The sequence below is a fragment of the Streptococcus mitis genome, assembly GCF_000722755.1.
In the GTDB taxonomy this organism is placed as follows: Bacteria; Bacillota; Bacilli; order Lactobacillales; family Streptococcaceae; genus Streptococcus; species Streptococcus mitis_CM.
Map to the genome: position 1 here is coordinate 37,354 of NZ_JPFY01000010.1, position 24,116 is coordinate 61,469.

Annotated in this window: 23 protein-coding genes and 1 pseudogene; 20 read left to right on the forward strand and 4 right to left on the reverse strand. The window is 42.6% G+C overall.

The genetic code is table 11. The annotated features are described in order from the left end of the window. The first annotated feature begins 78 nt into the window (after positions 1–78). The 6 genes from SK578_RS01355 to folK all read left to right on the forward strand — a co-directional run bounded on the left by SK578_RS01355 (position 79) and on the right by folK (position 6,160). A complete protein-coding gene (locus SK578_RS01355; RefSeq protein WP_042749988.1) occupies positions 79–1,497 on the forward strand; it encodes an NCS2 family permease in 1,419 nt (472 codons plus the stop codon). Between the two features lie 52 nt (positions 1,498–1,549). Next, positions 1,550–2,257 (forward strand): CPBP family intramembrane glutamic endopeptidase, encoded by a 708-nt coding sequence (locus SK578_RS01360; RefSeq protein ID WP_042749989.1) that lies wholly within the window; start codon positions 1,550–1,552, stop codon positions 2,255–2,257. A gap of 94 nt (positions 2,258–2,351) precedes the next feature. Beyond that, positions 2,352–3,332, forward strand: coding sequence for a dihydropteroate synthase (folP, locus tag SK578_RS01365; RefSeq protein WP_000240976.1), 981 nt, complete (start codon positions 2,352–2,354; stop codon positions 3,330–3,332). A gap of 1 nt (position 3,333) precedes the next feature. Continuing rightward, a complete protein-coding gene (locus SK578_RS01370) occupies positions 3,334–4,656 on the forward strand; it encodes a bifunctional folylpolyglutamate synthase/dihydrofolate synthase (protein WP_042749990.1) in 1,323 nt (440 codons plus the stop codon). Continuing rightward, positions 4,637–5,191, forward strand: coding sequence for a GTP cyclohydrolase I FolE (gene folE / locus SK578_RS01375; RefSeq protein ID WP_000380916.1), 555 nt, complete (start codon positions 4,637–4,639; stop codon positions 5,189–5,191). The genes SK578_RS01370 and folE overlap by 20 nt, the downstream gene beginning before the upstream one ends. Positions 5,192–5,347: 156 nt before the next feature. Beyond that, positions 5,348–6,160, forward strand: a complete 813-nt coding sequence (gene folK / locus SK578_RS01385; RefSeq protein ID WP_042749993.1) for a 2-amino-4-hydroxy-6-hydroxymethyldihydropteridine diphosphokinase — start codon at positions 5,348–5,350, stop codon at positions 6,158–6,160. Between the two features lie 45 nt (positions 6,161–6,205). Here folK and SK578_RS01390 read toward each other — a convergent pair whose 3' ends face one another. Further along, the gene (locus SK578_RS01390; RefSeq protein WP_000886035.1) at positions 6,206–6,523 is read right to left on the reverse strand and encodes a DUF960 domain-containing protein; all 318 of its coding nucleotides are present in this window, start codon (positions 6,521–6,523) and stop codon (positions 6,206–6,208) included. A 236-nt stretch (positions 6,524–6,759) separates the two neighbouring features. Between SK578_RS01390 and ccpA the strand changes: the two genes are divergently transcribed. Then, on the forward strand, positions 6,760–7,770 hold the full coding sequence (gene ccpA / locus SK578_RS01395) for a catabolite control protein A (protein ID WP_001090627.1): 1,011 nt from the start codon (positions 6,760–6,762) through the stop codon (positions 7,768–7,770). Positions 7,771–7,821: 51 nt separating this feature from the next. On the opposite strand, the gene SK578_RS01400 is transcribed toward ccpA, so the two are convergent. Then, on the reverse strand, positions 7,822–8,784 hold the full coding sequence (locus SK578_RS01400; RefSeq protein WP_042749995.1) for an asparaginase: 963 nt from the start codon (positions 8,782–8,784) through the stop codon (positions 7,822–7,824). 65 nt (positions 8,785–8,849) lie between these two features. Here SK578_RS01400 and SK578_RS01405 point away from each other — a divergent pair. Further along, a pseudogene (locus SK578_RS01405) lies at positions 8,850–10,240 on the forward strand (Cof-type HAD-IIB family hydrolase). Positions 10,241–10,469: 229 nt separating this feature from the next. Here SK578_RS01405 and SK578_RS01415 read toward each other — a convergent pair. Continuing rightward, positions 10,470–10,922: a universal stress protein gene (locus SK578_RS01415; protein ID WP_000079148.1), complete on the reverse strand. Its 453-nt coding sequence runs from the start codon at positions 10,920–10,922 to the stop codon at positions 10,470–10,472. 160 nt (positions 10,923–11,082) lie between these two features. Here SK578_RS01415 and SK578_RS01420 point away from each other — a divergent pair, with 160 nt between their 5' ends. From SK578_RS01420 to SK578_RS01435, 4 genes are all read left to right on the forward strand, one after another. Next, complete coding sequence (locus tag SK578_RS01420) at positions 11,083–11,376, forward strand: hypothetical protein (protein ID WP_042750001.1); 294 nt, start codon at positions 11,083–11,085, stop codon at positions 11,374–11,376. Between the two features lie 156 nt (positions 11,377–11,532). Beyond that, positions 11,533–12,747 (forward strand): pyridoxal phosphate-dependent aminotransferase, encoded by a 1,215-nt coding sequence (locus SK578_RS01425; RefSeq protein WP_000666457.1) that lies wholly within the window; start codon positions 11,533–11,535, stop codon positions 12,745–12,747. 144 nt (positions 12,748–12,891) lie between these two features. Continuing rightward, positions 12,892–13,026 carry a 50S ribosomal protein L34 gene (gene rpmH, locus SK578_RS01430; protein WP_000831905.1) on the forward strand — a complete coding sequence of 45 codons (135 nt, stop codon included), beginning with the start codon at positions 12,892–12,894 and terminating at the stop codon, positions 13,024–13,026. Between the two features lie 136 nt (positions 13,027–13,162). After that, positions 13,163–15,127 carry a peptide ABC transporter substrate-binding protein gene (locus tag SK578_RS01435; RefSeq protein ID WP_042750003.1) on the forward strand — a complete coding sequence of 655 codons (1,965 nt, stop codon included), beginning with the start codon at positions 13,163–13,165 and terminating at the stop codon, positions 15,125–15,127. Positions 15,128–15,375: 248 nt separating this feature from the next. Here SK578_RS01435 and SK578_RS01440 read toward each other — a convergent pair whose 3' ends face one another. Next, positions 15,376–17,220, reverse strand: coding sequence for an APC family permease (locus SK578_RS01440; protein WP_042750004.1), 1,845 nt, complete (start codon positions 17,218–17,220; stop codon positions 15,376–15,378). A 157-nt stretch (positions 17,221–17,377) separates the two neighbouring features. On the opposite strand from SK578_RS01440, the gene SK578_RS01445 reads away from it, so the two are divergent. The 8 genes from SK578_RS01445 to SK578_RS01480 all read left to right on the forward strand — a co-directional run bounded on the left by SK578_RS01445 (position 17,378) and on the right by SK578_RS01480 (position 24,015). Next, a complete protein-coding gene (locus SK578_RS01445) occupies positions 17,378–18,151 on the forward strand; it encodes a TatD family hydrolase (RefSeq protein WP_042750006.1) in 774 nt (257 codons plus the stop codon). Next, positions 18,151–18,717: a ribonuclease M5 gene (gene rnmV / locus SK578_RS01450; RefSeq protein WP_042750007.1), complete on the forward strand. Its 567-nt coding sequence runs from the start codon at positions 18,151–18,153 to the stop codon at positions 18,715–18,717. Before SK578_RS01445 ends, rnmV begins: the two co-directional genes overlap by 1 nt. 64 nt (positions 18,718–18,781) lie before the next feature. Further along, positions 18,782–19,654 carry a 16S rRNA (adenine(1518)-N(6)/adenine(1519)-N(6))-dimethyltransferase RsmA gene (gene rsmA / locus SK578_RS01455; protein WP_042750008.1) on the forward strand — a complete coding sequence of 291 codons (873 nt, stop codon included), beginning with the start codon at positions 18,782–18,784 and terminating at the stop codon, positions 19,652–19,654. A 1-nt stretch (position 19,655) separates the two neighbouring features. Further along, positions 19,656–20,534: a ribosome small subunit-dependent GTPase A gene (gene rsgA, locus SK578_RS01460; protein WP_042750010.1), complete on the forward strand. Its 879-nt coding sequence runs from the start codon at positions 19,656–19,658 to the stop codon at positions 20,532–20,534. A gap of 10 nt (positions 20,535–20,544) precedes the next feature. Then, positions 20,545–21,201 (forward strand): ribulose-phosphate 3-epimerase, encoded by a 657-nt coding sequence (rpe, locus tag SK578_RS01465; protein ID WP_042750012.1) that lies wholly within the window; start codon positions 20,545–20,547, stop codon positions 21,199–21,201. Next, a complete protein-coding gene (locus SK578_RS01470) occupies positions 21,164–21,826 on the forward strand; it encodes a thiamine diphosphokinase (protein ID WP_042750013.1) in 663 nt (220 codons plus the stop codon). Before rpe ends, SK578_RS01470 begins: the two co-directional genes overlap by 38 nt. A 1-nt stretch (position 21,827) precedes the next feature. Then, positions 21,828–23,084 carry a DNA recombination protein RmuC gene (locus SK578_RS01475; RefSeq protein WP_042750015.1) on the forward strand — a complete coding sequence of 419 codons (1,257 nt, stop codon included), beginning with the start codon at positions 21,828–21,830 and terminating at the stop codon, positions 23,082–23,084. Then, entirely contained in the window at positions 23,074–24,015 is a 942-nt protein-coding gene (locus SK578_RS01480; protein ID WP_020903082.1) for a 3'-5' exoribonuclease YhaM family protein, read from the forward strand. Before SK578_RS01475 ends, SK578_RS01480 begins: the two co-directional genes overlap by 11 nt. Positions 24,016–24,116: the final 101 nt, after the last annotated feature.

The following is a 24,116-nucleotide window of genomic DNA, read 5'->3' on the forward strand; positions in this document are numbered from 1 at the left end:
CAAACAAAGATATTGAAAAAGTGAATGATAAATGATATAATTCTATTATTGTTCGTAAAAATTAAAAGGAGATTAATAATGGACAAATTATTTAAACTAAAAGAGAACGGTACAGACGTTCGTACAGAGGTTCTCGCTGGTTTAACAACCTTCTTTGCAATGAGTTATATTCTCTTTGTAAACCCACAAATTCTTTCGCAAACAGGAATGCCTGCTCAAGGTGTCTTCCTAGCGACGATCATTGGTGCAGTAGCAGGTACCTTGATGATGGCCTTCTATGCTAACTTACCTTATGCCCAAGCGCCAGGTATGGGTCTTAACGCCTTCTTTACATTTACAGTCGTATTTGGACTCGGTTATTCTTGGCAACAAGCCCTAGCTATGGTCTTCATCTGTGGGATTATCTCATTGATTATTACCTTGACAAATGTTCGTAAAATGATCATTGAATCGATTCCAAATGCTCTTCGCTCAGCTATTTCAGCTGGTATCGGTGTCTTCCTTGCCTACGTAGGAATTAAGAATGCTGGACTTTTGAAATTTACGATTGATCCAGGCAACTATACTGTTGTAGGAGAAGGGGCAGACAAAGCTCAAGCAACGATTGCAGCAAACTCTTCAGCAGTTCCAGGATTGGTCAGCTTTAATAATCCAGCTGTTTTGGTGGCTCTTGCAGGACTTGCCATTACTATTTTCTTTGTTATCAAAGGAATTAAAGGGGGAATTATTCTCTCTATCTTGACAACAACTGTTCTTGCTATTGCAGTTGGTTTGGTAGATTTGTCTAGTATCGATTTTGCTAATAACCATGTTGGTGCAGCCTTTGAAGACTTGAAGAAAGTCTTTGGTGCAGCTCTTGGTTCAGAAGGTTTGGGAGCTTTGATTTCAGATACAGCTCGCTTACCTGAAACTCTTATGGCCATTCTTGCCTTCTCGTTGACAGATATTTTTGACACAATTGGTACCTTGATCGGTACGGGTGAAAAAGTTGGTATCGTAGCAACAAACGGTGAAAATCATCAATCAGCTAAGTTGGACAAGGCTCTTTATTCAGACTTGATTGGTACTTCAATTGGTGCCATCGCTGGTACTTCAAACGTAACGACTTATGTTGAGTCTGCTGCTGGTATTGGTGCAGGTGGACGTACAGGTTTGACAGCCTTGGTTGTGGCAATCTGTTTTGCAATTTCAAGCTTCTTTAGCCCACTTCTAGCGATTGTACCAACAGCCGCTACAGCTCCAATCTTGATTATCGTTGGGATTATGATGTTGGCTAGCTTGAAAAATATCCATTGGGATGATATGGCTGAAGCGGTTCCTGCCTTCTTCACATCTATCTTTATGGGATTCAGCTACTCTATCACTCAAGGGATTGCAGTTGGTTTCTTGACTTACACTTTGACTAAGCTTGTTAAAGGTCAAGCTAAAGATGTTCATGTCATGATTTGGATTTTGGATGCCTTGTTTATCCTTAACTACATCAGCATGGCTTTATAATAGGATAACCCAGGGGGATTTTCCCCCTTTTTTAATACAAAGGAGATAGGTGATGAAAGAGAAAAATATGTGGAAAGAATTATTGAATCGTGCAGGTTGGCTGTTAATCTTTTTTCTGGCGACAATTTTATATCAGATTCCTATAGGGGTTACTGCTATTTTAACTTTAAATGCAGTACCACTGTTACAGTCAGGACTGATAGTTGCTGGTATTTCGATTGTGGTTTTAGGGCTATTTATTATTGGAGCTCGTAAAACGCAATTAGCAAGTTTTAATTTTTCTTTTTTCAGAGCTAAGGATTTGGCACGCTTGGGATTAAGTTATTTAGTTATTATCGGTTCAAATATACTTGGTTCTATCTTGTTACAACTGTCAAATGAGACGACAACAGCTAACCAGTCTCAGATTAACGATATGGTTCAAAATAGTTCTTTGATTTCTAGCTTCTTCTTGCTAGCCTTGCTTGCTCCAATTTGTGAGGAAATCTTGTGCCGTGGGATTGTTCCTAAAAAGATTTTCCGAGGAAAAGAGAACTTGGGATTTGTAGTCGGTACGGTTGTGTTTGCTTTATTGCATCAACCAAGTAATTTACCTTCTTTATTGATTTATGGAGGTATGTCGATCGTTCTGTCTTGGACGGCTTACAAGACCCAACGTTTGGAAATGTCTATCTTGCTTCACATGATTGTGAATGGGGTTGCTTTCTGTTTGTTGGCTCTTGTGGTGATCATGAGTCGGACATTAGGGATTTCTGTTTAAGATTTTTGACAATTGCTTACTTGTTTCTATTGGGAAAAAAGATGAATGCAATAGTGTCCATCTTTTTCTTTTTATGGTAAAATAGAGAAATAATATGGTGAAAAGCCTTGAGGGAGTGACCGATATGTCAACTAAAGTAAATCATGCAAAGACAGCTATTTGCGGAATTATCAATGTAACCCCAGATTCCTTTTCGGATGGTGGTCAATTTTTTGCTCTTGAGCAGGCACTCCAGCAGGCTCGTAAATTGATAGCAGAAGGGGCTAGTATGCTAGATATCGGCGGAGAATCGACTCGGCCGGGAAGTAGCTATAGCTATGTTGAGATAGAAGAGGAAATCCAGCGTGTTGTTCCAGTGATTAAAGCGATTCGCAAGGAAAGTGATGTCCTCATCTCTATTGATACTTGGAAGAGTCAGGTAGCAGAAGCTGCTTTGGCTGCTGGTGCCAATCTAGTTAATGATATCACTGGTCTTATGGGTGATGAGAAAATGGCGGAGGTGGTTGCTAAGGCTGGTGCGAAAGTGGTCATCATGTTTAATCCAGTTATTGCTCGACCTCAGCATCCTAGCTCGCTCATCTTTCCTCATTTTGGTTTTGGACAAGCTTTTACAGAGGAAGAGTTAGCTAACTTTGAAAAATTGCCAATCGAAGACTTGATGGAGACTTTCTTTGAACGTGCACTAGCGAGAGCAAATCAAGCTGGAATTGCACAAGAAAATATCCTGTTGGATCTAGGAATTGGCTTTGGTCTGACCAAGAAAGAAAATTTGCTTCTTTTACGGGATTTGGATAAACTACATCAGAAGGGCTATCCAATCTTTCTTGGAGTGTCGCGTAAGCGGTTTGTCATCAATATTCTTGAAGAAAATGGTTTTGAAGTCAATCCTGAGACAGAACTTGGTTTCCGCAATCGAGATACGGCTTCGGCTCATGTAACCAGTATCGCTGCAAGACAGGGTGTAGAAGTGGTGCGCGTGCATGACGTAGCCAGTCACAAGATGGCAGTTGAAATTGCATCAGCCATTCGATTGGCTGATGAAGCGGAAAATTTAGATTTAAAACAATATAAATAAGATGAAAGAAATTCAAAACAATCAGTGGATTGCTAACTACCGGACGGACCAACCGCATTTTGGCTTGGAACGAATGGAGGAACTATTAGCTTTGCGTGGCAATCCCCATCTCAAACTCAAGGTCATCCATATCGGAGGGACCAATGGCAAGGGTTCGACCATTGCTTTTTTGAAAAATATGTTGGAAAAGCTAGGGCTGAGAGTTGGCGTGTTTAGCTCGCCCTATCTCATTCATTACACAGACCAGATTAGCATCAATGGGGAATCTATCCCAGAAGCGAGACTAGAAGCCCTCATGGCAGACTATCAGTCTTTGTTGGAAGGGGAATCGGCTACCAATTTGCAGGGTACAACTGAGTTTGAAATAATTACAGCTATAGCCTATGATTACTTTGCCTCAGAGCAAGTAGATGTGGCTATCATGGAAGTCGGCATGGGTGGGCTTTTAGATAGTACCAATGTCTGCCAGCCAATTTTAACAGGAATTACGACTATTGGACTGGACCATGTAGCCCTACTTGGTGACACCTTGGAAGCCATAGCAGTTCAGAAAGCTGGTATTATCAAACAAGGTATTCCCTTGGTAACAGGTCGTATCGCTCCAGAAGCTTTGGCTGTGATTGACCACATTGCGGAAGGGAAAGATACTCCGCGACTTGCCTACGGGGCAAATTATCAGGTTCGTCATAAAGAAAGTGTGGTGACAGGTCAAGTCTTTGACTATACAAGTGTTGTCAGACAAGGTCGCTTCCAGACTGGTTTGCTTGGTTTGCACCAGATAGAGAATGCTGGGATGGCCATAGCTTTACTTGATAATTTTTGTCAAGAAGATGGTCGAGAGCTACCAGCTAATACCTTACTTGCTAAAGCTCTGGAAGAAACAAGATGGCCGGGGCGTCTGGAGGTCGTGTCAAGAGAACCCTTGATGATTTTGGATGGAGCCCACAATCCCCATGCTATCAAGGCTTTATTAGCAACCTTGCAAGAACGCTTTGCGGATTATAGTAAGGAAATCCTCTTTACTTGTATCAAAACCAAGGCCTTGGAAGATATGTTGGACTTGCTGGGGGCCATGCCAGATACCGAGCTTACTCTGACACATTTTGACGATAGTCGGGCGACTGATGAAAGCGTGCTGGAAGAGGCAGCTAAGTCTAGAAATCTCAGCTACCAAGGTTGGCAGGATTTTCTAGAGCAGAAATTGACAGATAAAAAAGAAGAGAAAAAAACAGTTAGGATTGTCACAGGTTCCTTGTATTTCTTGAGCCAAGTGAGAGCCTATCTGATGGAGAGGAAAAACGAGAATGGATACACAAAAGATTGAAGCAGCTGTAAAAATGATTATCGAGGCCGTCGGAGAGGACGCTAACCGCGAGGGCTTGCAGGAAACACCTGCTCGTGTGGCTCGTATGTACCAAGAGATTTTTTCAGGTCTTGGTCAAACAGCGGAGGAACATTTGTCAAAATCCTTTGAGATTATTGACGATAATATGGTGGTAGAAAAGGATATTTTTTTCCATACCATGTGTGAACACCACTTCTTGCCATTTTATGGTAGAGCACATATTGCCTACATTCCAGATGGTCGTGTGGCAGGTTTGTCTAAGCTAGCCCGTACGGTTGAAGTTTATTCTAAAAAACCACAAATTCAAGAACGTTTGAATATCGAAGTGGCCGATGCCTTGATGGACTATCTAGGTGCTAAAGGAGCCTTTGTTGTCATTGAGGCGGAACATATGTGTATGAGCATGCGTGGTGTCAGAAAACCAGGAACTGCAACCTTGACGACAGTAGCTAGAGGTCTATTTGAAACAGATAAGGACCTTCGAGACCAAGCTTATCGTTTAATGGGACTATAATACTCTTCGAAAATCTCTTCAAACCACGTCAGCTTTCATCTGCAACCTCAAAACAGTGTTTTGAGCAGCCTGCGGCTAGCTTTCTAGTTTGCATTTTGATTTTCATTGAGTATAAAAAAATCCGCTTGAAGCGGATTTTTCTAGAAAGGAATCATTATGGATCAACTGCAGATTAAGGATTTGGAAATTTTTGCCTATCATGGTCTTTTTCCTAGTGAGAAAGAATTAGGGCAAAAGTTTGTTATTTCCGCAATCCTATCCTATGATATGACCAAGGCGGCTACAGACTTGGATTTAACAGCCTCTGTCCATTACGGAGAATTGTGTCAGCAGTGGACGGCTTGGTTTCAGGAAACAACTGAGGACTTGATTGAAACGGTAGCCTACAAACTGGTAGAACGTACCTTTGAGGCCTATCCTCTTGTCCAAGAAATAAAGCTGGAACTGAAAAAACCTTGGGCGCCAGTGCATTTGCCACTAGATACTTGCTCGGTAACCATTCATCGCCGCAAGCAACGAGCCTTTATCGCCCTAGGAAGCAATATGGGAGATAAACAAGCAAACTTGAAACAAGCCATTGAGAACATGCGAGCTCAAGGTATCCATATTCTCAAAGAGTCCAGTGTCTTGACGACGGAGCCTTGGGGAGGTGTCGAGCAAGATAGCTTTGCTAATCAAGTGGTTGAGGTTGAAACCTGGTTGCCGGCCCCAGTTCTATTAGAGACCTTGTTAGCCATTGAGTCAGAGATGGGACGGGTGAGAGAAGTACATTGGGGGCCTCGTTTGATTGATTTGGACTTGCTCTTTGTGGAGGATCTGATTCTTTATACAGACGACCTTATCTTGCCTCATCCTTATATAGCGGAACGCCTTTTTGTCCTTGAGTCCTTACAGGAAATTGCGCCTCATTTTATCCATCCGACATTAAAGCAACCGATCCGCAACTTGTATAATGCTTTGAAACAATAGAAAAAACTCTAGTTTTCAGTCACTTGCAACTGAAGGCTAGAGTTTTTAAAATAGGTCATTTTCTTCTGGGAGGAGGATAGTCTCTCTACCATCCATATCTAAAACCAGAACTCTCGGGGGATAAAGAGGGTCGAAAGGGTGGTTAAAGTCAAAATCAATGGCTGTAGGGAGGTGTTGACTTGAGAAGTGGAAGGTAATTTTTCCTTGGTTATTGAGCAATTGAAACTCGAGTTCTTCCTCCAATTCAAAGACATTTTTTAAGAAGTGGTCGATGATGTACCAAAAAGAGTCAATAACATCATCAGGCAAGCTGGTAACAATGCCAAAACTAGCTGACCGCATATGGGTATTGGTAAAAGCCATATTTCTTCCCCCTTTCTTTTCCCTTATCATACAGCAAATAGGATTAAAAATCAAGAAAAGGCGATTTTTTCTTCATAAACATAGCTTTCTATGAAATTTTTTCAAATAATCTTCAAAAAAAGCTTGAAAGTGTTTACAAATAGTGATAAAATGGAATAAGTAGAAGCATGAAAACGAAATTTTCATACCGTCTCTTTTTTGGAGTCTCGTGAGGTATGATATAGAAAGGAAATGGAATGAATACAGACGATACAGTAACGATTTATGATGTCGCCCGTGAAGCAGGAGTTTCAATGGCGACGGTTAGCCGTGTAGTCAATGGCAATAAGAATGTAAAAGAGAATACCCGTAAAAAAGTACTTGAGGTGATTGATCGTTTGGATTACCGTCCAAATGCTGTGGCGCGTGGTCTTGCAAGTAAAAAGACAACCACTGTCGGTGTCGTGATCCCCAATATTACCAATGGTTATTTCTCAACGCTTGCTAAAGGGATTGATGATATCGCTGAAATGTACAAGTACAATATTGTCCTTGCTAATAGTGATGAGGACGATGACAAGGAAGTTTCAGTTGTCAATACACTGTTTTCTAAGCAAGTAGATGGTATCATCTTTATGGGTTACCACTTGACTGAAAAAATTCGTTCAGAGTTTTCTCGTTCTCGGACACCGGTTGTTCTTGCAGGAACTGTGGATGTAGAACATCAGCTTCCAAGTGTCAATATTGACTACAAACAAGCTACGATTGATGCAGTGACCTACCTTGCTAAAGAAAATGAGCGCATTGCTTTCGTAAGCGGTCCATTAGTGGATGACATCAATGGTAAGGTTCGTTTGGTTGGCTACAAGGAAGCCTTGAAAAAAGCAGGGATTTCTTATAGCGAAGGATTGGTATTTGAATCTAAATACACTTATGAAGACGGCTATGCCTTGGCAGAACGCTTGATTTCATCAAACGCAACTGCAGCAGTTGTAACAGGTGATGAATTGGCAGCAGGTGTCTTGAACGGTCTTGCTGATAAGGGTGTGTCAGTACCAGAAGAATTTGAAATCATTACTAGTGATGATTCACAAATCTCACGCTTTACCCGTCCAAACTTGACAACTATTGCCCAACCTCTTTATGACCTTGGTGCTATTAGTATGCGTATGTTGACTAAGATTATGCACAAGGAAGAGTTGGAAGAACGTGAAGTTCTCTTACCTCATGGTTTGACAGAACGTCGTTCGACACGAAAACGGAAATAGAAAAAATCAGGGAATCGTGAAGATTTCCTGATTTGTTTTTAGAGAAGAGACTTACCCTTCCATATAGTCTTTCAAAGCTGGCCCTGTTAGTCCGGCATTGAGGGCGATGAGGAGTTTCAAGCGGGCTTTTTGGGCGTTGAGTTCTTTAACAAAGAAGACACCAGATTTTTGCAACTGCACGCCCCCACCTTGGTAGGCATAAACAGGCTCGGCAATACCGTTAAAGCATCGTGAAACCAGGGCGACTGGTATTCCTTTTTGCAGAAGGCTTTCTAATTTTTGAGCCGTTTCTTTTGGAATATTACCAGCTCCGAAGGCTTGGATAATCAAACCGTCCAATTGTTCCAAATCCAGCATATCAATCAGCTCATCTGTCATACCAGCATAAGCAGAGATGATAGGGACTAATCCTTGTATGTGATCAAGGTCAAAGCGGACACGAGGTTCAGCTGTTTTAAAGTAGAGGATTTCCTGTTTCATAATCAGACCAAGTGGCCCGTGTGTTGGAGTCTGGAAGGTGCTGACGTTGGTTGTATGCGTTTTGGTAACATACTTGGCAGCGTGGATTTCATCGTTCATAACGACCAAAACTCCTTTGTCAGCAGCCCTGTCATCGCTAGCCACTCGTAAAGCACTTAGATAATTATAGACACCGTCACTTCCGAGTTCGTTGGAGCTGCGCATGGCACCTGTTAGAACGATAGGTATATGGGGAACTTCCATGGTATCAAGGAAATAGGCTGTTTCCTCTAAAGTATCTGTCCCGTGTGTGATCACCACTCCATCGTAGTTATCTGCTTCATCTTTGATTTTTTGGTAGAGGGCCAGCATATGCTTGGGTTTGATATGGGGGCTTGGCAGGTTAAAAAAGTCCAAGGTGTGGACTTGGATTCCTTCAAGAGGATTGGACACATGGTTCATGGGATTATCTGAACTCGTCACAACAGCGCCAGAAGCATCGGCTTGCATGGAAATAGTTCCACCCGTATGTAAAACAAGGATTTTCTTAGGCATGATTTACTCACTCTTTCTGAAATGTGGTATAATCATTGTATCACAAAAGGGGAGATTGGGATAGGATGGAAGTCAAAGCTGTTTTTTTGATATCGATGGAACCTTGGTCAACGATCGCAAGAGTGTTTTGAAATCCACTAAGGATGCGATTAAAATCGTCAAAGAACAAGGGGTACTTGTCGGCGTAGCGACAGGGCGAGGACCTTTTTTTGTTAAGGAATTGATGGACGATTTGGATTTGGACTTTGCGGTAACCTACAATGGCCAGTATATCTTTACTAAAGACAGAGTCTTGTTCACGAGTCCTATTTCCAAGTTACACTTGCGCCAGCTAATTACTTATTCTAAAAAAGAGGGCAAGGAGATTGCCCTAGGGACCAAGGATGCCATGTTGGGTTCTAAAATCATGTCCTTTGGTTTGGGTTCTTTTTCCCAACGAATCAGTCGCTTCGTTCCCTCTGTTTTAACTCGGACGGTGAGTCATTCCTTTAATCGTATGGTCAGCAAGGTTGTTCCCCAAAAGGAAGAAGACCTGCTTGATCTAATGAATCAGCCTATCTACCAAGTTTTGATGCTGATGACACCAGAAGAATCTGAGAAGGCAGCAGCTGATTTTGAAGACTTGAAATTGACACGTAGTAATCCATTTGCTGCGGATGTCATCAATCAAGGAAACTCTAAGTTGGAAGGTATTCGCCGAGTTGGGAAAGAATATGGTTTTGATCTCAACCAAGTGATGGCCTTTGGTGACTCAGATAACGATCTAGAAATGCTTGCAGGTGTTGGTATGTCGGTTGCTATGGGAAATGGTAGTAGCAGTGTCAAGGAAGTTGCCAAGCACATCACTACCAGCAATCAGCAAGATGGAATCCACAAGGCCCTGGAACATTTTGGTGTTCTGGCCTCAGAAAAAGTCTTTGTCAGCCGTGACTATCATTTCAATAAGGTCAAGACCTTCCACCACATGATGGATGAACGGACCCAAGAAGAACCTCGAGCTTGGGATTTAGAAGGTGCAACCCACAGGGCTGGCTTTAAAATAGAAGAATTGGTGGAGTTTGTTCGAGCTGCCAGCACTTCTGAAGAGGATTTTGGTCAAGCTCTATCGCAACTTCATCAAGCACTTGATAAGGCGGCAGATAAAGTAGCCAAGAAGACACCTGCTCAGCAAGATTTGATAGGGCAGGTGGATGCCTTGATTGATACGCTTTACTTCACCTATGGCAGTTTTGTCTTGATGGGAGTGGACCCAGAACGAATTTTTGATATTGTCCATCAGGCCAATATGGGGAAAATTTTTCCAGATGGCAAGGCTCATTTTGATCCAGTGACCCATAAAATATTAAAACCAGATGATTGGGAAGAAAAATATGCTCCAGAACCTGCTATTAAAAAGGAACTGCAGCGCCAACTCAAGGCTTATGAACGCCATAAAGAGAGAAATAATACTCAATGAAAATCAAAGAGCAAACTAGGAAACTAGCCGCAGGCTGCTCAAAGCATTGCTTTGAGGTTGTAGATAGAACTGACGAAGTCAGCTCAAAACACTGTTTTGAGGTTGTAGATAGAACTGACGAAGTCAGTAACATATATATACGGCAAGGCGACGTTGACGTGGTTTGAAGAGATTTTCGAAGAGTATAAATAGTAAACAAAAAGGAGCGCTGAGCTCCTTTTCTTCGTGATTATAAGGTTTTTTCTTGTTCTCTCACCACCAGCAAATCGACCTTAGCATGGCGGAGGATGTATTCAGATGAAGAGCCGACCAAGAGGCGCTCAAAGGCGTTGAGACCAGTTGCGCCAACAAGGATGAGGTCCACTTCTTCAGCATCTGGAATAGTACGTGCTAAGAGGGTTTTTGGATTTCCCATTTCAATGACGATATGAACATCTGCCACACCAGCATCTTTAGCACGTTTTTCGTACTCTTTCATCAGACTTTCAGCGTCGACTTGGAGTTCTTCATAAACTTCAGCATCAAAGGTGGATACGCTTTGGAGAGCGCGTGTGTCAATGACATGTGCGATGGTGAGTTTAGCGTCGTTTCGTAGAGCAGAATGAACTCCCTTGACAAAAGCCAAGTCCGCTTCCTTAGAACCATCGATTGCGACCATAATATTTTGGTAACGTTGTGCCATAATGAAACCTCCTGAAATTTTCTTACTATAATTGTAAACCTTTTCACTATAGAAGTAAAGCAAAAAAGTATTTTTCAAAAGAATGTTAGCGTTTAAAATCTATATAAATATATGATAAAATAAAAGAAAGAATAGCAGGAAAGAAGTGAAGGGAGGGAGAATGATGAAAAACGCTTTTAAAAAATCAAATTTCCTTTATTATGGAATCATCCTAGTTTCAGTCTTGCTAGAAGTTATTATAATCTGGCAATTAGAGAGGCTGGTATCATTTCTTTATCCAGGTTTTATAGGATTTTTAGTTTTTCATGTATTCTACCATCTGCTATTATTCCTAGCTGCTAAACGAAGTGGGCGTTGGGATTACTTGACGATATGGGGGCTTTTCCTCATGTTTAATCTTCTTTATGACTCCTTTTTAGGATTGCTTTTTCTACGTTTATCTTTTGGTATGTGATGTGACTTTCGCAAAATACCTGCTATCTCCCCTGTCTTGACCTCGCTTTTAGCGAGGCTTTTCTTCTATACGAACCTAGTAACACATTTCAGTAAACTTGTCGCATTCTCTTTCTAGTGGTATAATGTTACTATCCTGAAGAATTGAGGAAACAAGATGAAAGAATATAACAAGTCTAGTAAGTTAGAGCATGTTGCTTATGATATCCGTGGTCCTGTTTTGGAAGAAGCCATGCGAATGCGAGCAAACGGAGAAAAGATTTTACGTCTGAATACAGGAAATCCAGCAGAATTTGGTTTTACAGCGCCAGACGAAGTCATTCATGACTTAATTATGAATGCGCGGGATAGTGAAGGTTACTCTGACTCCAAAGGGATTTTCTCAGCCCGTAAGGCTATCATGCAGTATTGCCAATTGAAAAAATTTCCAAACGTAGATATTGATGATATCTACCTTGGAAATGGTGTCAGTGAGTTGATTGTCATGTCCATGCAGGGGCTTTTGGATAATGGGGATGAGGTCTTAGTCCCAATGCCAGACTATCCTCTATGGACGGCCGCTGTCAGTCTAGCTGGAGGAAATGCCGTTCACTATATCTGTGATGAAGCTGCAGAATGGTATCCAGATATTGATGATATCAAGTCAAAAATCACTTCCAATACCAAGGCAATCGTCCTTATCAATCCAAATAACCCAACTGGAGCCCTTTATCCTAAAGAACTCTTGTTGGAGATTATTGAGATTGCCCGTCAAAACGATTTGATTATCTTTGCGGATGAAATTTATGATCGCATGGTCATGGATGGACATGTGCATACGCCTGTAGCCAGCTTGGCACCAGATGTCTTCTGTGTCAGCATGAATGGTCTATCAAAATCCCACCGTATTGCTGGTTTCCGTGTGGGTTGGATGGTCTTGTCTGGACCTAAGACTCATGTCAAGGGCTATATCGAAGGGCTCAATATGCTATCCAATATGCGCCTTTGCTCTAACGTTTTGGCACAACAAGTCGTACAAACTTCCTTGGGTGGCCACCAATCAGTCGATGAATTGCTCCTTCCTGGTGGACGAATTTACGAGCAAAGAAATTTCATTTACAATGCCATTCAGGATATCCCAGGTTTGTCTGCGGTTAAACCTAAGGCTGGGCTCTATATCTTCCCTAAAATCGACCGTAATATGTACCGTATCGATGATGATGAGCAGTTTGTCCTTAATTTCTTGAAACAGGAAAAGGTTCTCTTGGTTCATGGTCGAGGTTTTAACTGGCAGGAACCAGACCACTTCCGTATCGTTTACCTTCCTCGTGTCGATGAACTAGCCCAAATCCAAGAAAAGATGACTCGTTTCTTGAAACAGTATCGTAGATAGGGCTTACATTCGAAAAAGCTGGAAACATTTGCCTAGAGCTATTGACAAAAGTAAAAGAATCAGATAGAATAGTAAAGTATGTTTAGTAACTGATCACTTTATAGCCGGCTAAACGAATACAAAATCTATGAGGAGGTATTCATCGTGAAACGTACTTATCAACCAAGTAAACTTCGTCGTGCGCGCAAACACGGATTCCGTAACCGTATGTCAACTAAAAACGGTCGTCGCGTATTGGCAGCTCGTCGTCGTAAAGGACGCAAAGTTTTGGCTGCATAATCCAAACGAACCATATCAAAAATCAGTAGGAACTCGAGTCTACTGATTTTTATTTTTGTAAAAAAGTACAAAAAGCTTTATATTTTTGCTTGAATAGTGTATAATATTTCACATACTGTAAAATTGGAGAATAATCATGAAGAAATCAAAAGTTATGCTTTTTGGAGCTATGGCTTTGACAGCAGGTCTAGCTTTAGCAGCGTGTGGATCATCTCAATCAAGTAATGTAGACAAGACTTACTCTTATATCTTTGTCAATAACCCAGATACCTTGGATTATATTACTTCTACCCGAGACTCTACATCTAGTATCACAACCAACTTGATTGATGGTTTGTTGGAAAATGACCAATATGGCAATCTCATCCCGTCTATGGCTGAGTCATGGACAGTTTCAAAAGATGGTTTGACCTACACTTATAAGATCCGTCAGGGGGCAAAATGGTACACTTCTGAAGGAGAAGAGTATGCGGATGTAACAGCTCATGACTTTGTGACTGGTCTTAAGTATGCGGCTGATAAAAAGGCTGAAAACTTGTACTTGGTACAAGATTCTATCAAAGGGCTAGCAGACTATGTTGAAGGGAAATCATCTGATTTTGAAACTGTTGGTGTTAAGGCAGTGGATGATTACACACTCCAATACACCCTCAACCAACCTGAGACTTATTGGAATTCTAAAACAACAGCAAGTATCCTTAGTCCTGTAAACGAAGCTTTCTTGAAGTCTAAGGGAGATGACTTTGGAAGTGTGACGCCATCAAGTATCTTGTCAAATGGTCCTTACTTGTTTAAGTCCTTCACATCAAAATCTTTAATTGAATTTGATAAGAACCCTAATTACTGGGATAAGGACAATGTTAAAATCGAGAAAGTGAAACTTTCTTTCTTTGACGGTTCTGACCAAGATAGCATTGCAAGAGGTTTCTTGGATGGTAACTATACTGATGGTCGTATCTTCCCAACAAGTTCAGTATTTGCTGAACTCAAGAAGGGGAATGAGGACAAGATTACCTATACACCGCAAAACTCAGTTACTTTCTATTACCTTTTCAACGTGAATCGTCAAAGCTACAAGCAGACTATGAAACAGTCTGATAAGGAAAAGACAGATTCACGCGCAGCTATGCAAAATAAAGATTTCCGTCAGGCTATCAACTTTGCCTTTGACCGTCATGCTTATGCAGCGCAGACAAATGGTGAAGATGGAGCAGACCGTATCTTGCGTAACACGATTACACCAAGTAACTTTGTCCAAGTTGGCGATAAGAACTTCGGTGATATTGTCAATGAAAAAATTGTCAACTACGGTAAAGATTGGGCAAATATCAACCTAAACGATGGTAAGCAAGCCTTCTTGAACCCTGACAAGGCCAAAGAGAAATTTGCTAAGGCTAAAGAAAGTCTGCAAGCTCAGGGAGTAACCTTCCCAATTCATTTGGATATGCCAGTTGACCAGACTGCTAAATTAGATGTGCAACAGGCCGGCTCTTTCAAACAAACAGTGGAAGAAACCCTTGGTAAGGAGAATGTGGTCATCGATGTTATCCAACTTTCTCCAGATGAAAAAGATCAGGCAACCTACTTTGCAGATACAGCAGAACAAAAAGACTACGATATTGACGTCTCAGGATGGGGTGGAGACTACTCAGATCCGAAGACTTACCTAGCGATTTTAGATCCAGAGACTGGTTCTCAGTTGAAAAACATGGGCTTGTCTGAAGGAAAAGACAAGGAAGTTAAGGATAAGATTGGTCTTGCTGACTATAAGAAACTCTTGGATCAGGCAGATTCGGAAATCACAGATACTCAAGCTCGCTATGAAAAATATGCTGAAGCCCAAGCTTGGTTGACAGATAGCGCCCTCTTCCTACCAGTTCAAAGTGGTGGAGCTAATCCAATCTTCCGTAAGACTGTACCGTTTACAGGTCCATTCTCATTCGTTGGTCATAAGGGAAATGCGGACAACTACAAATATGTTGAATTGCAAAAAGAGCCAGTAACTGCTAAACAGTACCAAGAACTCTATGAAAAATGGCTAAAAGAAAAAGCTGAGTCAAATAAAAAAGCTCAGGAAGATTTAGCTAACCACATTCAATAATATGCCTAGTCATTCTTTTCAGTTAATACTCAATGAAAATCAAAGAGCAAACTAGAAGCTAGCCACAGGCTGCTCGAAGCACTGCTTTGAGGTTATAGATAGAACTGACGAAGTCAGCTCAAAACATGGTTTTGAGGTTGTAGATGAAACTGACGTGGTTTGAAGAGATTTTCGAAGAGTATAAGCATAGTGACTGGATTCAGAAAAAGGCCCTACCAGAGCTTCTTGGTTCTGGTAGGGCCTTTTCTTTATTCTTTTAAGTGATAAGAATAGCTAGCGACAACGACATCTTGGTGCCAACGAAGGGCGTATTTGAGTTTGAGACTCATCTGATTGTGTAGAATATTTTGCCAAGGTTTATTAGGGATAAACTGGGGTACCAGGACAGTGACTGTATAGTTCTTTTTCTGGGCATCTTCAGAGATTCGTTTGACATACTTGACAGTAGGGGTGATGATGTCGCGGTAGCTGGTCTTGATATTTTTCAGAGTAATAGTTGGAAAGTAATCGGCAAATTCTTGGAGAATTTCTTGGTCTTTCTCTGTTGTTTCCTTAGTAGAAATGTGCATGGCTAGGACTTCATCTCCGATACTTTGGGCATAGTTAATGGCTCCAACGCTGACGCGGGTGACATTTCCTACTAGGACGAGAACTAGATTTCCATTGTAGGTACGTTTTTCGATGCCTTCATAGAGACGCAGTTGTTGGGCTACTTTTTGATAATGACTGTGAATCGCCAAGAAGAGTAAGGTGAGTACGAGAATAATCGGGAAGAAAGGCCAGATATCACTGAGACGGAAAAAGAGCAGGATTAGCACGATAGCGTAGCAAATGATAGCTCCAAGGATATTGGCAAGGGCAGGTTTTAAGAAATTTGCCCCTTTTTCTTTTTTCCAATGGAGAATCATCCCAGTCTGAGAAAGGGCAAAGGGAACGAAGACCCCGATAGTATAAAGGGGAATCAAACGTTCGGTATTGCCATTAAAAATGAGAAGAAGAATCATAGCTCCAAATGCCAGAGTTAAAATTCCATTAGAGTAGCCTAGGCGGTCTCCTTTTTCCATAAAGAGATGGGGCATGTATTTGTTTTTAGCCATATTGTAAGCTAGCATAGGGAAGGCTGAAAAGCCAGTATTTGCAGCTACGGCTAAAATCAAGGCTGTGGAGAATTGGAAGATATAATAGCCAAGGTGACCTAAGAAGGAATTACCAAGGATGCCTTGAGCCATCTGTGAAAGAATAGTTTCTCCGTGTTGAGGCAGAATCCCCATCCAGTAGTTTAGGAAGGTAATGCCTGCAAAAAGAAAACCTAAAATCAGTGACATAATGGTCAAGGTTTGAGCGGCATTCTTTTCTTTTGGAGCCTTGAAAAAGGGAACGGCATTTGAAATAGCTTCAACCCCTGTCAGAGAGGCAGAGCCGCTGGTAAAGGCTCTTAGAATGAGAACGATAGACAGGCTCGGAACAGTATGCCCAATAGGTGAAGTTGCCTGATAGCTGAGAGACCCTGTCATTAGTTGAAAGATTCCATAGAGCAAGAGAAAGACAGTACTGATGATAAAGAGATAGACAGGAATCATCAGTGAACTGGCAGATTCTTTCAACCCTCGTAAGTTCAAGAGCATGAGCAAGCAAACCAGAAAAATGGAGATGTGGAGGTTGTAAGGGTGGAGGGCAGGGAGAGCTGCTGTGATAGCGTCAGCTCCAGATGAAACAGATACCGCTACGGTTAGCATATAGTCAACCAGAAGACTACCTCCAGCAATCAAGCCAAGTTCTGGAGATAGATTTTCTCGAGTAACCATATAGGCCCCTCCCCCTTGAGGATAGGCATGGATGATTTGACGGTAGGAAACGGTCAGGCTAGCTAGAAGCAGGAGGACAAAGAGGCCGATAGGAAGGCTCCACCATATAGCTAGAGGAGAGAGACTAGCCAAGACGAGGACTACTTGCTCAGGTCCATAGGCGATGGAGGACAGAGCGTCGCTTGACAACATGGCTAGTGCCTGCATTTTTCCCAGTAGTCCCCCTTCGCCTTCGGTTAAGGATTTAAGAGGACGACCGATAAAGGTCTGTTTTAATTTTGTAAACATAGTTGTTTCCTTTGTTGAAAAATTCAATAAGTGTTATTATACTGCTTTGGAAAAAGAGCGTCAAGAGATGATAATGGGTTTTAGAATATTTTTTTCAGATGAGGAGAGAGGTCAGTTTTTTTGCTATAATAGTAGATAGAAAACGAGGTTAGAAGAGATGATTTTTGATACACATACACACTTGAATGTAGAAGAATTTGCAGGTCGTGAGGCGGAAGAAATTGCTTTGGCTGCTGAGATGGGTGTGACACAGATGAATATTGTTGGTTTTGATAAACCGACGATTGAGCGTGCTTTGGAGTTGGTGGATGAGTACGACCAACTCTACGCAACCATTGGTTGGCATCCTACAGAAGCTGGTACTTATACAGAGGAGATTGAAGCCTACTTGCTTGACAAGCTCAAGCATCCCAAAGTAGTTGCCTTGGGTGAGATTGGCTTGGACTACCATTGGATGACAGCGCCTAAGGAAGTGCAGGAGAAGGTTTTTCGCCGTCAGATTCAGTTATCCAAGGACTTGAATTTGCCTTTTGTGGTCCATACCCGTGATGCGCTGGAAGATACCTATGAGATTATCAAGAGCGAGGGAGTTGGTCCTCGAGGTGGCATCATGCATTCTTTCTCAGGAACTCTTGAGTGGGCAGAGAAGTTTGTGGAGCTTGGTATGACCATTTCCTTCTCAGGAGTGGTGACTTTCAAGAAGGCAACCGATATCCAAGAGGCGGCTAGAGAACTTCCTTTGGACAAGATTTTGGTAGAAACGGATGCGCCTTATTTGGCTCCTGTTCCTAAACGTGGTCGCGAAAACAAAACAGCCTATACTCGCTATGTAGTAGATTTTATCGCGGATCTGCGTGGCATGACGACCGAGGAGTTATCGGCAGCAACGACTGCAAATGCAGAACGAATTTTGGGATTGGACAGCAAGTAATGAAAGAAAAAATTTCTCAAGTTATCGTGGTCGAAGGGCGCGATGATACGGCCAATCTCAAACGCTATTTCGATGTAGAGACCTATGAGACACGAGGTTCTGCCATCAATGAGCAGGATCTAGAGCGGATTCAGCGCTTGCACCAACGTCATGGAGTCATTGTCTTTACAGACCCAGATTTTAATGGGGAGCGGATTCGCCGCATGATTATGACGGCCATCCCAACAGTTCAGCATGCCTTCCTCAAACGAGATGAAGCTGTTCCCAAGTCCAAAACCAAGGGACGTTCTCTGGGAATTGAGCATGCTAGCTATGAAGACCTGAAAACGGCTCTAGCTCAGGTTACAGAACAATTTGAACATGAGAGTCAGTTTGACATCAGTCGTAGCGACTTGATTCGCCTTGGTTTTCTAGCAGGGGCAGATAGCCGTAAGCGCAGAGAATATCTAGGAGAGGCTCTCCGAATCGGCTATTCCAACGGCAAGCAACTCCTCAAGCGCTTAGAGTTATTTGGGATCACCTTGACAGAAGTGGAAGAAGCTATGAAATCTTATGAGAACAGCTAAGCAGACCCCAAATGTAAGGGGAATGTGTTACAATAGAAGTAACAGATATTAGAAAAGAGAATAAATGAGAATTGCAGATTATAGCGTGACCAAGGCAGTGCTGGAGCGTCACGGTTTTACCTTTAAAAAGTCCTTTGGGCAAAATTTCTTGACGGATACCAATATCCTTCAAAAAATTGTGGATACGGCTGAAATTGATGATCAGGTCAATGTTATTGAAATTGGGCCAGGTATTGGTGCCTTGACAGAATTTTTGGCTGAGCGTGCGGCAGAAGTTATGGCCTTTGAGATCGATCACCGTTTGGTACCGATTTTGGCAGATACCCTACGTGATTTTGATAATGTGACCGTAGTTAACGAGGACATTCTCAAGGTCGGTTTGGCGCAGCATATCCAGAATTTTAAAAATCCTGACCTGCCAATCAAGGTAGTGGCTAATTTGCCTTACTATATCACGACGCCTATTCTCATGCACTTGATTGAGAGTGGGATTCCGTTTAGTGAGTTTGTGGTCATGATGCAAAAAGAAGTGGCGGATCGTATCTCAGCCCAGCCTAACACCAAGGCCTATGGTAGCTTGTCGATTGCAGTGCAGTATTACATGACTGCCAAGGTTGCCTTCATCGTGCCTCGTACGGTCTTTGTGCCAGCGCCAAATGTGGACTCTGCTATTTTGAAAATGGTGCGTCGTCCAGAACCAGCCGTAGCAGTTGAAGACGAGAACTTCTTCTTTAAGGTTTCAAAGGCTAGCTTCACTCATCGTCGCAAGACTTTGTGGAATAACTTGACAGGTTACTTTGGTAAGACCGAGGAAATCAAAGATAAGTTGACCAAGGCCTTAGACCAAGCAGGATTGTCACCAAGTGTGCGTGGGGAGGCTCTTAGCTTGGAAGAATTTGCCAGCCTAGCAGACGCGCTTAAAGGGCAAGGACTCTAAGATGCACGGACAAATTATTAAAGCCTTGGCTGGGTTCTACTATGTGGAAAGTGATGGCCGGGTTTATCAGACGCGCGCGCGTGGGAATTTCCGTAAAAAAGGCCATACTCCCTACGTTGGGGATTTGGTAGATTTTTCTGCAGAGGAAAATTCAGAAGGCTATATTCTCAAGATTCACGAACGGAAAAACAGTCTGGTCCGTCCGCCTATTGTCAATATTGATCAAGCTGTAGTAATTATGTCTGTCAAGGAACCTGATTTTAACAGCAATTTACTGGATCGCTTCTTGGTTCTTTTGGAGCATAAAGGTATCCATCCTATTGTTTATATTTCCAAGATGGACCTACTGGAAGATAGAGGAGAACTGGATTTTTATGAACAGACTTATGGTGATATCGGCTACGACTTTGTGACCAGTAAAGAAGAACTTTTGCCCTTGTTAACAGGCAAGGTTACAGTCTTTATGGGGCAGACAGGTGTTGGGAAATCAACTCTTCTCAATAAAATCGCACCAGACCTCAATCTTGAAACAGGAGAAATTTCAGACAGTCTGGGTCGCGGGCGCCACACTACTCGAGCAGTTAGTTTTTATAATCTCAATGGAGGTAAAATCGCAGATACACCAGGTTTTTCATCCTTGGACTATGAAGTGTCAACGGCTGAAGACCTCAATCAGGCTTTTCCAGAGATTGCTAGTGTTAGTCGAGACTGCAAGTTCCGTACTTGTACCCATACCCATGAGCCGTCCTGTGCTGTCAAGCCAGCAGTTGAAGAAGGTGTTATTGCCACCTTCCGTTTTGACAACTACCTGCAATTCCTCAGTGAGATTGAAAATCGCAGAGAAACCTATAAAAAAGTCAGCAAAAAAATTCCAAAATAAGGAGAAACCTATGTCTCAATACAAGATTGCTCCGTCAATTCTGGCAGCAGATTATGCCAACTTTGAACGTGAAATCAAACGCCTAGAAGCAACTGGGGCAGAATATGCCCATATCGATATCATGGATGGTCATTTTGTACCGCAAATCAGTTTTGGTGCAGGTGTGGTCGAAGCTCTTCGCCCTCATAGCAAGATGGTCTTTGACTGCCACTTGATGGTAGCTAATCCTGAGCATCATTTAGAAGACTTTGCGCGTGCGGGAGCGGATATCATCAGCATCCATGTGGAAGCAACGCCTCATATTCATGGTGCCCTCCAAAAAATTCGTTCACTCGGTGTCAAGCCATCAGTTGTCATCAATCCTGGTACGCCTGTTGAAGCTATCAAGCACGTCCTTCATCTAGTTGACCAAGTTTTAGTCATGACGGTTAATCCAGGTTTTGGTGGGCAAGCCTTTCTGCCAGAAACCATGGATAAAGTCCGTGAGTTGGTTGCACTTCGTAAGGAAAAAGGCTTGAACTTTGAAATCGAAGTGGATGGCGGGATTGATGACCAAACTATTGCTCTAGCCAAAGAAGCTGGTGCGACAGTTTTTGTAGCAGGTTCCTATGTCTTTAAGGGAGATGTCAATGAGCGAGTACAAACTCTCAGAAAACAACTGGACTAGGGTTGCTGTTTTTGCTGGCGGAGACCGCGGTCATTACCGGACGGACTTTGATAGCTTTGTCGGTGTTGATCGAGGCTCGCTCTGGGTCTTGGAAGAAAAGCTGCCTCTTGCTCTAGCAGTTGGGGATTTTGATTCTGTGACGGAAGAAGAGCGACAGGTGATTCAAAAACGTGCCCAGTATTTTGTCCAAGCCCGACCAGAAAAAGATGATACCGATTTGGAATTGGCCCTCTTGACTATTTTTGAGAAAAATCCTCAGGCTCAGGTTACTATTTTCGGTGCTTTGGGTGGCCGTATTGATCACATGCTGGCCAATGTTTTTCTTCCTAGCAACCCCAAGTTGGCGCCTTATATGCGCCAGATAGAAATTGAGGATGGGCAAAATTTAATTGCCTATTGTCCAGAAGGAATCAGTCAGCTAGAACCTCGTTCAGACTACGATTATCTAGCTTTTATGCCGGTTCGAGATAGCCAGCTTACCATTCTCGGAGCCAAGTATGAGTTGACAGAGGAAAATTTTTTCTTTAAAAAAGTGTACGCTTCTAACGAATATATAGATAGGGAAGTTTCGGTGACTTGCCCAGATGGTTATGTGGTCGTGCTGCATAGCAAGGACAGGAGGTAGGATGGAAAGTTTACTTGTTCTATTATTAATTGCCAACCTAGCTGGCCTCTTTCTGATTTGGCAAAGGCAGGATAAGCAAGACAAACACGTAAGCAAGAGCTTGGAGGACCAGGCAGATCATTTGTCAGACCAGTTGGATTACCGCTTTGAACAAGCCAGACAAGCCAGTCAGTTAGATCAAAAAGACTTGGAAGTAGCTGTCAGCGACCGTTTGCAAGAAGTTCGAATCGAGTTGCACCAAGGCTTAACTCAAGTTCGTCAAGAAATGACAGATAATCTCCTCCAAACCAGAGACAAGACTGACCAACGTCTCCAAGCCTTGCAGGAATCAAATGAGCAACGCTTGGAACAAATGCGTCAAACAGTCGAGGAAAAACTAGAAAAGACCTTGCAGACGCGCTTGCAGGCTTCCTTTGAGACAGTTTCCAAACAACTGGAGTCTGTCAATCGTGGCCTTGGAGAAATGCAGACAGTTGCCCGTGATGTCGGAGCTCTCAACAAGGTTCTCTCTGGAACCAAAACGCGAGGAATTCTGGGCGAATTGCAACTGGGGCAAATCATCGAAGACATCATGACCCCTGCCCAGTACGAACGAGAATACGCAACGGTTGAAAACTCTAGTGAACGAGTGGAGTATGCCATCAAGTTACCCGGACAAGGCGACCAGGAATACGTCCACTTACCGATTGACTCCAAGTTTCCACTGGCAGATTATTACCGCTTAGAAGAAGCCTATGAAGCAGGTGACAAGGATGAGATTGAACGCTGTCGTAAGTCGCTCTTAGCAAGCGTCAAGCGCTTTGCCAAGGATATCAAGAGCAAGTACATAGCACCGCCTCGGACGACCAATTTTGGAGTTTTGTTTGTTCCGACAGAAGGTCTCTACTCAGAAATTGTACGCAATCCGGTCTTCTTTGATGATTTGAGGCGGGAGGAGCAGATTATTGTCGCAGGTCCAAGTACCCTATCAGCTCTTCTTAACTCCCTATCAGTTGGATTCAAAACTCTCAATATCCAAAAGAGTGCCGACCATATCAGCAAGACTCTTGCCAGTGTCAAGACCGAGTTTGGCAAGTTTGGTGGGATTTTGGTTAAGGCACAAAAACATCTCCAACATGCCTCTGGCAATATTGATGAATTATTAAACCGTCGTACCACTGCTATCGAGCGGACGCTCCGTCACATTGAGTTATCAGAAGGTGAGCCTGCGCTTGATCTACTCCATTTTCAAGAAAATGAGGAAGAATATGAAGATTAGTCACATGAAAAAAGATGAGCTATTTGAAGGCTTTTACCTAATCAAGTCAGCTGACCTGAGGCAAACTCGAGCTGGTAAAAACTACCTAGCCTTTACCTTCCAAGATGATAGCGGCGAGATTGAAGGGAAACTCTGGGATGCCCAACCTCATAACGTTGAGGCCTTTACCGCAGGTAAGGTTGTCCACATGAAAGGACGCCGAGAAGTTTATAACAACACCCCTCAAGTCAATCAAATTACTCTCCGCTTGCCTCAACCTGGCGAACCCAATGACCCAGCTGATTTCAAGGTCAAGTCGCCAGTTGATGTCAAGGAAATCCGTGACTACATGTCGCAAATGATTTTTAAAATTGAAAATCCTGTCTGGCAACGAATTGTCCGAAATCTCTACACCAAGTATGATAAGGAATTTTACTCCTATCCAGCAGCCAAGACCAACCACCATGCCTTTGAAACGGGTTTGGCTTTCCACACTGCAACCATGGTGCGTTTGGCAGATGCTATTAGCGAAGTTTATCCTCAGCTCAATAAGAGCCTGCTCTATGCGGGGATTATGCTGCATGACTTGGCTAAGGTCATTGAGTTGACGGGACCAGACCAGACCGAGTACACAGTGCGAGGTAATCTTCTTGGACATATCGCTCTGATTGATAGCGAAATTACCAAGACAGTGATGGAACTCGGCATTGATGATACCAAGGAAGAAGTCGTTTTGCTTCGTCACGTCATCCTCAGTCATCACGGCTTGCTTGAGTATGGAAGTCCAGTCCGTCCACGCATTATGGAAGCAGAGATTATCCATATGATTGACAATCTGGATGCAAGCATGATGATGATGTCAACTGCTCTTGCTTTGGTGGATAAAGGAGAGATGACCAATAAAATCTTCGCTATGGACAATCGTTCCTTCTATAAACCAGATTTAGATTAACAATTTAAGAAAAATGAGCATTTTTTAGGATAAGAATGTTCGTTTTTTTATGTGAATATGGTATAATAGATAAAATATCAAAATTAAATGAAGTGGGAAAT